Here is a 13,380-nt window from a genome sequence, read left to right as displayed (position 1 = left end):
CCCTACCGCGGTCACTGGGATCTTTCCACCAGATTTTTCACCTTTTTAGCCAAAACAGGAGCCAGAGCCCAGCCGAATCTATGACCTGTGACTAAAATCGCATTATCGTAAATTCTCTTGACAAGCGGAGATTCAGGAGTTATTGCCCTGAATCCCACCCTGATCTCCAATGGTTCTACGGGTTTTCCCATGTACCTCCTAAATACCTCAAGAGTCCTCTCTACCTGTTCTCTATCCACGCTAGGGTTTGAGGAAGGATACGAGTCTCCGTTCAGTAAGGCATATGTGTCCTCCACACCAAGCCTGTCCTCTAGCATGACTATGTTCCTTATTCCCAAGGGCGATGATTTCACAAGGTGTCCCTTATAGCTCGAAATGCTAAGTCCCCTTAGAACACCCTCAGGGTCGTTACCTATGGCAAAAACGTAGAGGTCACCCTTCACTACCCCTTCATCAGTCCTCAGCCCGGTTAGAGTGTTACCCTCAAATAGAAGAGATGTCACTCTAGCTCTTTTTACGTTCTTGCTGAGCTTTCTGATCAAGTCCTCTCCATCCAAGTGAAGTCCTCTTCCCACAATTTCACTTTCGTAGGGTAAATTTGGCTCAATTTCGGCAGTCTCCCTCTGAGTTAACACCTTATCTCCCTTTGGTGGAATCCTGATAATCTCCTTCCAGTGGGCTTTCACTCCAAGCTCCTCCGCCAGCTCCTCATACTCCTTAGCCGACTCTTCACACTCCTTCCTCAATTCCCCGCAAAGCGGTGGCATCACGTTCCACAGACTGGCCAGCGAGTTTTTAGGCGGGACATCTCTGTCGAGAAGTGTTACCTCGTCCCCTAGGGCACGAGCCACTAAGAGCCCCGTGATGCCCCCTCCTATCACAACTATTCTTTGCATAAGATTTTGTTTCTTTCTTCAATATAAACTTTTTAAACTCGATTTCATTAAAGTGAATTATGAGCGTAGAAAACGACCCTGAACTTGAAGCATTAATACGGAAAAAGATTAAACAGATGATGAAGCAAGGAAAGGACATGGAAAAAGAACAAAGGGAATTAATTGCCCATCTAGACTCAAGGAATTTTGACGAGTTCATAAGGAGAAACAAGGTGGCGGTTGTAGATTTCTGGGCTGAATGGTGCGCCCCCTGTCTTATACTAGCCCCCATAATAGAGGAACTGGCAATGGATTATCCACAGGTGGGCTTTGGCAAGCTGAACTCCGACGAGAACCCGACCATTGCAGGCAGGTATGGAGTCATGAGTCTACCCACAGTAATATTCTTTAAGAACGGGGAACCAGTGGACGAAGTAATAGGTGCAGTTCCTAGGGAGGAACTGGAGATCAGGCTTAAGTCATTGCTAGGCGATTGAAATGAAAGCGTTATTGCTGGGCGTGGATGGGCTAAGCTACACTAGCTTCATGAAGTGCAATCCCAGGTTTCTCCTCACATTGTTTAGCAGTACCTTTAGGGGAGTGGTAGTTAATAGGAGGCCACAACATCCTGCCTCCTCGTGGTTATCGGTATTGGAAATGAAGGAGGTGCCTCTGACCGGTTTCACTTCGATCTCAGCTAAGCCTTCCCTTGTTCAGGAAACTGGCTCTATTCCAATTAACCTACCAATATCTAATCCAACCTACGGCGAGCTAAGTCTAAAATACGGGGAATTATCCCTACAAGAGGAAATAAACAAGGTTACAGAGGGTATCCTGAACTCCCTAGATGACGGACCAGTGATAGCTGGAGTGAGCGGATTGGATGTGCTTCTTCACAGGGGAGGAGATAAGTGTCAGGCCTATTCGGCGGTGGATTCGATGCTGAGAAAGTTAGTTAACGCTGTGGACGAGTTCATCCTTTTCTCTCCCTTTGGTGAACCCAAATCAGGAAACGAAAACGATCACGAGGATTATGGAATATACCTAGGAACAGTTCAGAGACCATCGGAACATGATACCGTGAAGTTACCAGAAATTGGCTACCTATTCCTGAAGCTAGTTAAGGGATAGACTAAGAGCGTAGAGCCTTGTTTTATCGTGATTTAGCGTGATTATAACAAGAGAACAGGCACTTCTCCCTGCTCTACCTTTCACTCTCTATGTAAAATGGGTATAACGCAAGTATCACGGCATCCTTGTAAAGTCTCTTTCTATCCACGATCCTCGTGAGCATACCAACAGCTCCCTCCCCATGCTTGGTGTTGGTCTTCCCATAAACTATGTCCGTGGCTTCACCGAGCTCCTTTCCCCTTATCACAAGCTTTGCAAGCTCGTTGGATAGGGTGAATGCTGGAGAGTAAGAGAAATTCTCCTTCTCCCTGTTCACAACATATATAGCCGCGAAGGCCACAATCCTTTCTCTCTCCCAACAAACACCCCCCTCTATTCCTACTCCCACATCGCAGCCATCCTGAATTAACGCATTAATGGCCCTATTTCTTGCCCCAACAAGAGTTTCGTTGCACCACGGCTGTTCACTGACATTGGAGCTCACCTGAACACCCTTAACCTCCCACTCCTTCCCTATCTCCTTAATTGCATCCCTTACAGCCTCAAGTTTAACTGGGTTTGTTGAGCCCACGCAAACCAACATTTTTATCCGCCAGGTGAAATGACTTGGCATGGTAACAATAAAGATTGGTGCCCTGGCGGATTCTGGGGACCTATATCCCTTCATTCCCATGATGGAGGGTTGGGTTAAGGAAGACGGGATAAACCTAGAGTTTCAAGTAATACCCACAGTTCAAGACGTCAATATGAGCGTGCTCACCAAGGTTGTGGATGTTTCGGTCCCCTCGGCTGCAATGTATCCATATATTCAGGACGACTACTTCATTTTAAGCAATGCAGTTGCCACAGCCATTGACGGGATCACGGGTATGCCAGTCCTCTCCACCAGCGAAATGAGACTTGATGACCTAAAGAAGTCCACACTCATAGTCCACGGGCCCAACACCTCTGCCTTTACTCTCTATAGACTTCTGGTTGGCAAATACGGGAAACTTGTAATAATTCCAAGGGTTCTTGACGAGATCAAGGCGCTGGGGAAAAGCGGTGATGTGTTGGTAGCAGTCCACGAGATAAAGATGATGTATGCCATGAGGAAATTGGGCATAAAGCCCTACGTCATTACAAGCATGTGGGATATGTGGTCTAAGATTTCCGGGGGAGCACCAATGCCCATGGGGACGGTGGTGGTATCAAAGGAGCTGGGCAAGGAAACGGCCCTCAAGTTCAAGGAATTATATGAGAGGAGCAAGAAGTTCGCGGAGAAGAACCTTGATAAGGTGATTCCTAAGGACGTGGAGATAATGAGTGAGGCTCAGGGAGTAAACATGGACAGAGAGATCGTGGAGAAGACCATATGGGCTGACATTCAGGAGTACAATGTACCTCAAGAAAAGGTTATGGAAGGCTTAAACAAGTTCTACAGCCTAACTCACGAGAAAGGCCTTCTACCTCTAGTCAAGAGCATAGACGTGATCTAACCTTTAACTAGAATGTTTGGCCTAAAAACTTCCCTCACTTTAACTTCTCATCCAACCATTGTTCCCATTTGGTCCCGTTCTCATCCATTCCGCTCACTACTTCATAACCCATTGACATCCACCCTACAATACCGCCTATCATGTAAATTGCCTTCTTCTTATAGAGATGTGGCATCCCGTAAGTCGCGTATCTAGCTCTATTCCCGTGCTCGCACACCACAGCAACTTCCTTGTCACTGAAGTATTCCTGCAGGACTTCGAGGTAATCCATGGGAATGAGTAGAGACCCTGGGATGTGGTGCTCCACGTACTCCTGTGGCGTCCTTATATCCAACAATAGAATGTTGTTCCTTTTCCACAGCTTTCTAACCATTGAGGGAGGCATATCAATTATGTTCTTATAGAACGGGGTTGAGTACTGCTCTATTATCTGCATAGGTTAACTTCGTTAAAAGAGGTTTAAATATTTACTTTCTACTCAATTCTAAAATGGAGCTATTAAAAAATACTTGAAATTATATTAAATGTTTTTATTTAAAGAATTCATATTAAAGGCAACTTTTTAAAACATGGAAACCACACTACAATTTAGTGTTGAAGTTTGACTGATCTATTTGAAAGGTTCAGGAACAATCTAAACAAGTACAAGAAGATGGGCTTAAATCCCTTGTCCTTGGCTACAGGATGTGCAGTTAAGGTTGACTTGATCGACACCGTGTATCCCGCTCTCGAGAAACTCAAGGATAAACTCAGGGAGAACAACATTGAGGTAATGCCAAGGGAGGATACGGACATTTTCGTTAGCAGGGAATCTGAGGTAATAAAGAGGGTAATAAATGGAGGGGAGTTTGACGCTGACAGGGCTGTCAGTCTAATCCAGGTAAACCAGGAGACGGCAGGAAATCCCGAGAAATTTGCGAACTTCCTCCTCAAGATCTACACTAGCGTGAAGACAAGAAGGAGACTCGTGGTGGGAAAGGGTCATTCCATCGTGACCACCAACCCAAAGGCCGAGGTTGGGGTTTTGGATCTCATAAAGTTGGATGGAAAGACACTAAACTCGTACACGTTGGCCAACAACGATACCATACAGATAGTAGATCCCCTCGACGATCCAGGTTCACAGATGCAGGTAGATGTGGGAATCTCAAACTCATTGAACGACCTCTTCACTAAGGGAGCCTTCCAGGAACTACGTATGATACCGGTGGCGGATGCCCCTGATCCGGAACTCAAGGAGACCCTGATGAGGAATTTTGAGTCCTTCAGCAAGAGGTACGGTGTGGAGTTATTGCAGGACATTCAACCGGAGACAGGGACCTTGATGATAGGGGCAACCGTAATAGGTAAGTCTGACCACGAGTTACCAGTGTTTTACAATAAGGTAGATGAAAACATGGAGATCCTAGTTACCAGGCCCGTAGGGGAGTTAACTCCCATTAACGTTCACATGTGGTTACTCACGGTGCCAGAGCTACTTGAAACCCTGGAAGAGAGGGGAATCACGTTGCAAAGGGTGGAGGAGGCTAAGAAGAGGGCCTTGGATTACATGACAAAGCCGAATTTCGCTACGGCGAAGGTGATATATGAACATCTTCCAGAGTTTGGAAAGGAGTTTGACCCTAAGGCCCACATTGCCATGACCACGGACGTCACAGGTCCAGGGATCTTCGTGATAAAGGAGTTCGCAGACAAGGCCTCTGTGGACGTGGAGCTATATGACGTACCAGTTATTGACAGGGAAATCAACGAGTTTGCAACGGAGAACTTCATCATACCCAACTCCACGGCAGGAACCAACGGAGCCATTGTCATGTTCGCGTCTAGGAAGGTCATAGACGACGTTGCTCAGTCCCTAAGCAGGGCTGGACTAGAGCCCAGCATAATAGGAAGGGTAATTGGAAAAGGAAATGGAACAGTTTACGTGAAGAGGGAAGTGTGCAAGTTAATACATAGGGAAAACATTCTCAAGTACTTTAAGGTAAAAGATCCTCAGGCCTGACAGGGAGTCTCGTCAGTTTTTTGCCAGTGGCCTTCTCTATGGCTCTAAGTAATGCGGGCGGAGTGCCTATTGTGGCCCCCTCTCCAATTCCCTTGGAGGGCAGGGGTGCCTCAGATTTACCTGTTTCCAAGTACTCCCATTTCACATTGAAGCTTTCTACGGCGGTAGGAATCGCGTAATCGGAGAAATTGCCTGTGAGCAGTGAACCGTTCTCGCTGTAGACTATTTCCTCCAGGACAGTTTCCCCGAAACCTTGAATTACCCCTCCCCTTACCTGACCCTCGGCTAGCATGGGGTTGACCACTTTTCCTATGTCGTCAAGGGCATAATAATCTAGAACACGTGGTTTTCCGTCCACTATCTCTACCATGACCACATGGCTACCGTAAGGGTATGTGTAATTATTTAGCCCGAAATAGGCAGTAGCCTCCAATCCTGGTTCCTCCCTATACCTCCAAACACCACCCAGGCTTGACATGGACTTGGATGCTATCTCCTTCAGGGTCATGAACTTGCCCGTCTTTACGTTGGTAACCTTACCTTGCTCATACCTAAGCTCCTCCACGTCGCTCTTCATGAACTGGGCAGCCAGTCTCACTGCCTTCTCCTTCACCTTCCTAGATGCCATTATTGCAGCGTTTCCAGCCAGCGTTAAGCTCCTGCTACCGTAAGTGCCGTAGGCCTCCCCTATCATGGAAGTATCTCCCCACCTCACATCTATGTCCTCCAGGTTAACTCCTAGTTCATCTGCAACTATCTGCGCTATGCCTGTGGCTGTTCCCTGACCGTGTGGTGCAGCCCCTATTATCACAATGATTTTCCCATCTCCCCTTACCCTTATGGAGGCACTCTCCCAGGGACCAAAGTTGTTCTGCTCCAGGTAGAAGTCGAATCCCACCCCAACTCTCCTCCCCGTCCTCTGGAGATCCCTTGCCTTGCTCTCCATTTCTCTGTATACCTTTTCAGCCCTCTCCAGGAGCTGTAGGTAATCACCCGAGTCGTACTGGAGACCGAACGGGTTCTTATAGGGAAGTTCCTTAAGGAGGTTCCTTTTCCTCATCTCGATGGGATCCATGCCGATCTCGTCGGCTAGGGCATCCATTATTCTCTCTATTACAAATGATGCTTCAGGTCTACCTGCACCCCTATACTGATCCAAGGGAGTCTTGTTCGTCCTAACCCCGTAAACATTGACGAGCACATCCCTCACGGAGTAAGGTCCAGGAAGCATGGTAGCAGCTATGTCAGCGAGATATGTTCCATGACTAGCTGCGCCAAGATCAATGTAGAGGTCGTCCACTATCCCCGTCAATGTGCCATCCTTTCTGGCTCCAGCCTTCACCCTGTGAATTTGACCTCTTCCGTGGTAAGTGGATCTGATGTCTTCGCTTCTAGTCGATATCCATTTAACTGACCTTCTGGTTCTGAGGGAAGCGTAGACCGTTATGTAATCTTCAGGGTAAGGGAATAGCTTAGATCCAAAGGCACCCCCGACATCAGGCTGAACCACCCTTATGTCCTGTACGTCCTTGCCGAAGGCCTCTAGCAGATACCTTCTCATGAAGTGGGGCGACTGGGTAGGAGCATAGACCGTGATCAGGTTTGGGGTGTAGGTAACCAGGAGACCCCTGGTCTCCATGGCAGCTGGGTAAATCCTTGATATTTCCAGCTGAAGTTCCACAACCCTATCAGATCCATCAAGGGCTCTTTGGGGATTGCCTGAGGAGTAGGTCTTGGTGTAAACAAGGTTCTTCTCCCCCTCCACTGCCGATACGCTCTCCTTGACAGCCTCCAGCGGGTCCGCCACTGCAGGTATTTCCTCGAAATCAACCTGAACTCTCTCTAGCGCGTCATACGCCGTGTACCTATCCGTGGCGAGGACACATGCAAGGGGTTGCCCCTCATAAAGGATTTCAGTGGAGGCCATGGGAAAGTTTCTAGGTCTGTTCTCCACTTTAATGTTAAGACCGGAAAAGGCATCAACCACGCCTGGCATCTTGAGGGCGTCCGAAACGTCAACCCTTTTCAGTTTCGCGTGTGCTACATTGCTCCTCAGTATGGCGAGAAATAGTGTACCAGGCAGATCCAAATCATCTATGTATTGACCCTTTCCAGTGATTAACCTTGGATCCTCAATCCTTCTTATCCTAGATCCCACAAGTGTCATGGGTTAGTCATGAGCAGAGATCGTATTTAACCTTAGTAGATCCCCACCATGTAAGATGAGGATATGTAAGCTATAATGAGACTAGGTTTCCATGCATACTTGAACAGAGAAATTCTCACTGATAACTTAGAATCTGGTCCCTTGGGGAAATCCTCTTCCTCCCCCTAAACCCCTCTTCCACGTAATGCCAGTACATGATATCCTCCTCGTCGGCCTTCCAGCAAAGGTACGCAGGCCTGTCGTTAATCACCGCAGGAAAGTCCACCAGTCCCATCTCCACGTCCCTAACGATTATTCCCTTCTCGGTGAGTTCCTTCAAAATGGACTCAACCTCAATGGAGTAAAGTCTGATATACTCCTTCTTTCCATTGATTAGAGCGTCCTGCGCGTTGATCTCAGCGGTTTTCAGTTTCTTTAGCTTTTCCTTGACCCATGGAAGTAGTTCCCTAGCCGTCTGAAGGTCAAAATAGGAGTAACTCATAGGTTTAGGTGGTAGCTCGAAATTAAAAGGATGTAGAAACCTACTGCGAAATAGTTACATTCACTTCAATACGGGATCAGCTTGCCTGAGTCTTCATCCCTTCTGCCCTTGTAAGGTTCATCATTCCTCTCTTCTCTGCTACGCAGAAGATAAAAGGTTTAAAGAGGTGACAGGATCTGAATTGAAGAAACTGGCAAGGGAGCTCTCATCACTCTATCGTGGGGGTAAGGCACTCTTTGTGGTCCCAGGTTACGATAGGGCGTTTCTAGACTATCTGGAAGAGGAGATAAACTACTCCAAGGTAGTCTCAAGCTATTCTCCGGGAATTAAGGTGGGGATAACTACCTATCCGTTTCCTGCAGACCTGCATAAAATGGAGAATCTGATCATTGTGTCCAATTTCGCCACTCCTAGCCTGATTAAGTTAGTGGACAAGGTGATTGTAAGAAAATCAGAGGAGTTAATGAGGGAGGGATACCTCTCCACCTTCAGGTATCTAAACTACGCCCTGGACTGCCCGCCTCATAGGGTGTGCAAGGCGAGATTGAATTTTATTCTCTCCCTAGGAGACGTTGCGGTGATTCCAGCGAACTTGGAGGAGGCAAAGGTTCTCTCCCCTAGCGTGACCATAGTTTCAGACTTGTTCCAAGTAAAGTCTACCCGGAAACTGGTAATAGCTAGACAGATGGGGGAACTGGAGTACCTACAGGTTAGGAGTGCTGTCCTTCACGGAGGAGAGCTTGTAGATCTGGGAGGAAATGGGGATAGGGAGAACTGGACTCAGGTGGCTTTGGGAGAGCTTGGCTATTACACCCCAAGGGTCACAGAGACCTTTGTGGGATCCGGCCACGACGATAGAGATATCCAGGTAAAACTCGTGGAACAGAGAACCGTTAAGCCCAGGGAGCAAGGTGTTAACGTTGAGATGGTGAATGGAAATTTTCTGTTTAACGGTAATCCAGTGGGGCGGTACTGGGTAAGAGGGGGTAGGTTTCACATGCAATTAAACTGTGGATCCCCTAGGGAAATATCGGAGGAATTCCCCTCCTTTACCGATTTTATTTCTCCTATGTCCACAGGGAAGTGCTCCCTCTTCTTTTCCTGCGTGAAACTCATTAAAGACTTGGAAAGGTGCAAGGAAATGTCCATGGAGGCCTACCTACTGGCTAGAAACTATGTTAATGACATCTCGAGGGTTAACTTTTCCCACACTGTTCAGGCCGAACTGAGGAAAGTTAACATGAAGTCGCTGATGAAGGGAGTGACCCTTGAGCTCAAGGTACTGGATCAGCGTATACAGGTGGAGGTGAGAGGTGAAGGTGATAAGCTTCTTGTTAGATGTCTCTCTTGCGAAAAGTTCAGGGAGACGTCGATCAGGATACGGTCAATCAGGGATAATTATAAGAAGCTAGAGAATGCGTTGAGGGATCTTCTCCTTAAGGAGATGGTGACAATCAGGCGTCGTGAGTATGTTCAAGAGTGAAGTCCTTGCACAGTTGAGGCTAAAAGGGGTTATGGTAAAGTATTCACGCTTTAACTTACGTTAAAATCTTATTTCCTCCACTCCGAGCAGGTTAGACCTAGACACGAAAACGACACCACCCTTAAATCTGCTGAACCAACCCTTTACCTCCTCAATCGCCTCCGAGGAAAGATGGGCCTCTGGGTCCTCCACGATCAGGAGAGATCCTTCTGGAGCCATGTCAAGGGATAGCCTTAGGCTGAGTAGGCTGAGCAGTTCTGGGTCCACGTTGTAGAGAGGCTCGCCATCGAGGAAGAGGCCCTCCTTCTCGTCGGTGGACAAAACTTTTCCTCTCAATGAGGTGGAATATCCCTGCGGGAGAACTATGGAGTTAATGAACTCGGAGACCATTCCCAGCGTCTTGGGCACTCCAGATGCACTCTCGGTCTGAAGCACTAGAAACCTGTGGAAACCAGCTAAGATGCCATCCTTAGAGCCGGGCACGAAGAAGGGCTTAGGTCTCTCCAAATCGGAGAAGTAAAACGAATCTACCTCCACCATTCCCCTGATTCCAGGAGAAACATTTTCGGGTCTCTGAGCAAGGTTCACAGTCACCTTCATCTGCCCCCTGCTCAGCTTCCCGGAAACCGAGAACTTTCCCAGGTTCAGTTCAAAGTCCCCCTCAAGCCTTATCTTTCCGGGGTCGAGATGGGAGGTCATGATCGAGGCGAACTTGTTCTCAAAGTTTCTCCTCCAACCAGAGATCGGGTCAGACTCAGCAACTCCATACAACCTGGGCATCTGATTCAGGGTCTTCAGGACAAAATATAGGAGCCTTCCAACCATGTACATTCCGTTACCGGTGATAAGTATCCTTCTGTCAAGGGGAATTTCCCTTCCGTTTATCGTTACTTTAGTCTTCACGGGCACTCTTTTGGAGTATTGATTTTAACTTTTTTTAATAAAGAGGATCAGGTGAAACAACCCCTCATCACGATTCAGGTAAGGTTGGGCTCCTCATCGAAGATGGATATACATTGTGCATTATATTGTTATTTGGATAGTGCCGCCCTCCTCTCCCTCCATTTTTAGGCTTCCTCTCAACGTGTACAGGATCTCCCTGTTGATTCCTCTCCTGTTGGCTCAGGTCATGCACGGTGTCACTATACACGTTTACATATATGGCGGTCAGGCCGACGCTCTACTTTACACCAACGGTAGCATTATCTACGTTAACGGGAATCAAACGTTAAACGTACCCAATTCCACCCTAGAGGTGTACGTTGAGTCTCCCTTGCCCTACACGGTGTTCATTAATGGGGTTCAGACAGATAACCTCTCCCTATCTCCCTGGAGGCACGACGTGATCAATATCACAGTTAGACCGGTAATTTTCCAGTTCAACATCACGGTGAAAGGCCCAGGCGCATTGGTCCTGAAGTTTCCCAACTCAACCCAGGTCAAAGTTAATGAATCCACCTCTCTCCAGGTTCAAGAGGGAACTCTCCTAACTATCACAGCCAATCCGAAGCAGGGATACACGGTAGGGAACTGGAGTAACGGGTTTGTGGGAAATCAGGTATGGTACATGGTCTACAACAATACCAACATTACCGTGTACTTTGTGAAATCACCACCCACGGTTAGAAATTCTCCTGCGATTAGTTACTCTGGACTTGGTCTCCTCGCAGTTCTAGGTGGGGTCTACTGGTTTACTAGAAGAAAATAGTTCAGAGCTGAAGACTCTCCTCACCTATCCGGAGCCCGAATTCTCAACATCAGCAGTTTTTTGGAAACCCTCTTTAAAAGCTCAGAGTTTCATTAAGCCTATGAACAGGCTAAAGGATAGTACCAGTGCCTTTCTGAGGGAATCGGCTGAACAAGAGATTGATTGGTTCCCATGGTCAGATGAGGCCTTTCAGAGGGCAAGGCAGGAGGATAAACCCGTTCTAGTTGACGTTGGAGCGGTTTGGTGCCACTGGTGTCACGTGATGGACAGGGAGACTTACTCCAGACATGATGTGGCTGAGATAGTGAACAAGCATTTCGTCGCAATCAAGGTTGATCGAGATGAGATGCCTGAACTTGACAGGAAGTTACAGAGGGCCGTATCAAGTATCACGGGTGAATCCGGTTGGCCCCTCACGGTGTTCATGACCCCTGAGGGAGAGGTTTTCTTTGGAGGAACCTTCTTTCCGCCTGAGGACTCGTATGGTAGGGTTGGAATGAAAAGGCTTCTCCTAGAGATTGTGAGGCTGTGGACCCAGGATAGGGAGAGACTCAAGAGGTCTGCTCTCTCCCTGACAGACTACGTACCCTCAACCTCCTCTCCCCTGGAATTTGAGGTAGTGGACACTGCCTTCTCGTCTATCGTGTCAACCTTTGATATTGAGCAGGGTGGCCTATCCGGGAACATGAAGTTTCCCCACCCCATGGTGGACCAGTTCCTTACCGCGTATTCCTTCTGGACAGGGGATCACGTGGGGATCAAGCTTTCCACCTTCACCTTGAAAAGGATGTTTCAGGGAGGTATCTTCGACCAGTTGGGAGGAGGGTTTCACAGGTACACCGTGGATAGGGAATGGAACGTTCCCCACTTCGAGAAATTGCTAATAGATAACGCCGAGCTACTGGAGGACTATTTCGTGAATTACCTAGCCAGCAGGGATCCTCAACTTCGTGAAGCCCTAGACATGACCTCGGAGTTCGCACTCAGGGACATGTGGATAGGGGAAGGTTTCGCTTCCTCCCTTGACGCTGACGTCGAGGAAAAGGAGGGCGGATTCTACACGTGGGACTGGGACGAGCTTCTCTCCCACTCCGGCGAGTGGAAGTCCTTGGTTGAGAAAACCTTCACCCTTGTTGGTGAGGGAGCCCTCGAGGGAGGGGTTATCAGGGCTAAGGATGACCTAGGTGAGATAGCCAAGATGATGGGGATGGAGATCGGGACTTTCCTAGGGAATCTACGCAAGGCGAGGGAAACCCTCAGGATCCATCGAGACTCCACCAGGAAGAGGCCCTTCAGGGACGAGAACCTCTACACCTATCCCAACTGCAGAATGGCTGACTCTCTCCTAGTTTCCTTTCTGCTTACCGGGAAGGGTAGAGATGAGGGCCTTAGGGTTGCATCTAAGCTCTCCGGAAGGGTGACCAGGAGGCTTCAAGGAGGAGGGGAGGGCCTCCTCGAGGATTACTCCTCCGCTCTTCTCCTAGCCTTGAGGGCGTATGAGGTAACGGGGAACCTCAAGTTCAGAGACTTGAGCCTGGAGCTGGGGAGGGAGGTCCTAGGATTCATGACTCCGAACGGCTTTGTGGAGAAAAAGGGGTCATCCGAGGTTCCCAACATGGATACCCCGAACGAGTCTCCAAACTCCCTGGCGTTGAGAGGACTTCTTTCTCTCTCCCTTGTGGACGATCAGATCGAGGTTCCGGAGAGCGTGATCTCCTCGATCCTCGGGGATTACATGCAAGGTCCCCCCTTCTACGCGGGCTCTATCCTCAGTGCGGGGGCCATTCTAAAGGGGATGGCGCACATCGTCGTGGTCGACGCTGACGAAAGGGCTAAACTTCTGCACAGGGAGTCAATGCTGGTATATCACCCCTTTAAGGTCGTGGAACTCGTTAAGGAAGAGGATAGGGACTTAGTCGTTCCCCTCATAAGGTCCATGATAAATCAGGGGGAAGGAAGCAGGGCCTTTGTCTGTGTTGGTAACACCTGTAGTATGCCAGTGAAGGAGCCTGAAAAGATTAAATTGTTACTTAAATCCAAGCTTCCGCAATAATA

The 13,380-nt window shown here is 48.3% G+C and carries 13 protein-coding genes; 7 read left to right on the top strand and 6 right to left on the bottom strand.

The genetic code is table 11. From position 1 onward, the window contains the following. Positions 1–11 precede the first annotated feature (11 nt). Entirely contained in the window at positions 12–896 is an 885-nt protein-coding gene (locus tag ACI49J_RS07735; protein ID WP_240255781.1) for an FAD-binding oxidoreductase, read from the bottom strand. A 59-nt stretch (positions 897–955) separates the two neighbouring features. On the opposite strand from ACI49J_RS07735, the gene trxA reads away from it, so the two are divergent. Together trxA and ACI49J_RS07725 are read left to right on the top strand one after the other, a co-directional pair. Then, positions 956–1,372, top strand: a complete 417-nt coding sequence (trxA, locus tag ACI49J_RS07730; protein WP_240255778.1) for a thioredoxin — start codon at positions 956–958, stop codon at positions 1,370–1,372. A 1-nt stretch (position 1,373) separates the two neighbouring features. After that, entirely contained in the window at positions 1,374–2,006 is a 633-nt protein-coding gene (locus ACI49J_RS07725) for a hypothetical protein (protein ID WP_240255776.1), read from the top strand. Positions 2,007–2,079: 73 nt separating this feature from the next. Here ACI49J_RS07725 and ACI49J_RS07720 read toward each other — a convergent pair whose 3' ends face one another. Continuing rightward, complete coding sequence (locus ACI49J_RS07720) at positions 2,080–2,589, bottom strand: DUF84 family protein (RefSeq protein WP_240255774.1); 510 nt, start codon at positions 2,587–2,589, stop codon at positions 2,080–2,082. A gap of 28 nt (positions 2,590–2,617) precedes the next feature. On the opposite strand from ACI49J_RS07720, the gene ACI49J_RS07715 reads away from it, so the two are divergent. Then, entirely contained in the window at positions 2,618–3,484 is an 867-nt protein-coding gene (locus ACI49J_RS07715) for a menaquinone biosynthesis family protein (protein ID WP_240255772.1), read from the top strand. 34 nt (positions 3,485–3,518) lie between these two features. Here the strand turns inward: ACI49J_RS07715 and ACI49J_RS07710 are convergent, their stop codons facing one another. Further along, positions 3,519–3,920, bottom strand: coding sequence for a rhodanese-like domain-containing protein (locus tag ACI49J_RS07710; RefSeq protein WP_240255770.1), 402 nt, complete (start codon positions 3,918–3,920; stop codon positions 3,519–3,521). Positions 3,921–4,136: 216 nt separating this feature from the next. Here ACI49J_RS07710 and ACI49J_RS07705 point away from each other — a divergent pair, with 216 nt between their 5' ends. Then, complete coding sequence (locus ACI49J_RS07705) at positions 4,137–5,486, top strand: SelD-related putative sulfur metabolism protein (protein ID WP_240255811.1); 1,350 nt, start codon at positions 4,137–4,139, stop codon at positions 5,484–5,486. On the opposite strand, the gene cutA is transcribed toward ACI49J_RS07705, so the two are convergent. Continuing rightward, complete coding sequence (cutA, locus tag ACI49J_RS07700) at positions 5,461–7,653, bottom strand: glyceraldehyde dehydrogenase subunit alpha (RefSeq protein WP_240255768.1); 2,193 nt, start codon at positions 7,651–7,653, stop codon at positions 5,461–5,463. The two genes, ACI49J_RS07705 and cutA, sit on opposite strands and share 26 nt — an antisense overlap. A 115-nt stretch (positions 7,654–7,768) precedes the next feature. Further along, on the bottom strand, positions 7,769–8,134 hold the full coding sequence (locus tag ACI49J_RS07695; protein ID WP_012020745.1) for a DUF2203 domain-containing protein: 366 nt from the start codon (positions 8,132–8,134) through the stop codon (positions 7,769–7,771). A 166-nt stretch (positions 8,135–8,300) separates the two neighbouring features. Between ACI49J_RS07695 and ACI49J_RS07690 the strand changes: the two genes are divergently transcribed. Beyond that, entirely contained in the window at positions 8,301–9,617 is a 1,317-nt protein-coding gene (locus ACI49J_RS07690) for a hypothetical protein (RefSeq protein WP_318552010.1), read from the top strand. Between the two features lie 60 nt (positions 9,618–9,677). Here the strand turns inward: ACI49J_RS07690 and ACI49J_RS07685 are convergent, their stop codons facing one another. Continuing rightward, the gene (locus tag ACI49J_RS07685) at positions 9,678–10,520 is read right to left on the bottom strand and encodes a hypothetical protein (protein ID WP_230842403.1); all 843 of its coding nucleotides are present in this window, start codon (positions 10,518–10,520) and stop codon (positions 9,678–9,680) included. A gap of 139 nt (positions 10,521–10,659) precedes the next feature. Here ACI49J_RS07685 and ACI49J_RS07680 point away from each other — a divergent pair, with 139 nt between their 5' ends. Continuing rightward, positions 10,660–11,325, top strand: a complete 666-nt coding sequence (locus ACI49J_RS07680; RefSeq protein WP_318552011.1) for an InlB B-repeat-containing protein — start codon at positions 10,660–10,662, stop codon at positions 11,323–11,325. 100 nt (positions 11,326–11,425) lie between these two features. Then, entirely contained in the window at positions 11,426–13,378 is a 1,953-nt protein-coding gene (locus ACI49J_RS07675; RefSeq protein ID WP_240255762.1) for a thioredoxin domain-containing protein, read from the top strand. Positions 13,379–13,380: the final 2 nt, after the last annotated feature.

The organism is Metallosphaera sp. D4-4, assembly GCF_046245145.1.
Taxonomy (GTDB): Archaea; Thermoproteota; Thermoprotei_A; order Sulfolobales; family Sulfolobaceae; genus Metallosphaera; species Metallosphaera sedula.
The sequence above is the reverse complement of the archived record's forward strand: the minus strand, read 5'-3'. Positions and strand labels throughout refer to the sequence as shown.

What these genes read in the sequence shown, in the direction of transcription:
- ACI49J_RS07735 (WP_240255781.1), bottom strand. Translation starts at nt 896, where the DNA reads ATGCAAAGAATAGTTGTGATAGGAGGGGGCATCACGGGGCTCTTAGTG.
- trxA (WP_240255778.1), top strand. Translation starts at nt 956, where the DNA reads ATGAGCGTAGAAAACGACCCTGAACTTGAAGCATTAATACGGAAAAAG.
- ACI49J_RS07725 (WP_240255776.1), top strand. Translation starts at nt 1,374, where the DNA reads ATGAAAGCGTTATTGCTGGGCGTGGATGGGCTAAGCTACACTAGCTTC.
- ACI49J_RS07720 (WP_240255774.1), bottom strand. Translation starts at nt 2,589, where the DNA reads ATGTTGGTTTGCGTGGGCTCAACAAACCCAGTTAAACTTGAGGCTGTA.
- ACI49J_RS07715 (WP_240255772.1), top strand. Translation starts at nt 2,618, where the DNA reads ATGGTAACAATAAAGATTGGTGCCCTGGCGGATTCTGGGGACCTATAT.
- ACI49J_RS07710 (WP_240255770.1), bottom strand. Translation starts at nt 3,920, where the DNA reads ATGCAGATAATAGAGCAGTACTCAACCCCGTTCTATAAGAACATAATT.
- ACI49J_RS07705 (WP_240255811.1), top strand. Translation starts at nt 4,137, where the DNA reads ATGGGCTTAAATCCCTTGTCCTTGGCTACAGGATGTGCAGTTAAGGTT.
- cutA (WP_240255768.1), bottom strand. Translation starts at nt 7,653, where the DNA reads ATGACACTTGTGGGATCTAGGATAAGAAGGATTGAGGATCCAAGGTTA.
- ACI49J_RS07695 (WP_012020745.1), bottom strand. Translation starts at nt 8,134, where the DNA reads ATGAGTTACTCCTATTTTGACCTTCAGACGGCTAGGGAACTACTTCCA.
- ACI49J_RS07675 (WP_240255762.1), top strand. Translation starts at nt 11,426, where the DNA reads ATGAACAGGCTAAAGGATAGTACCAGTGCCTTTCTGAGGGAATCGGCT.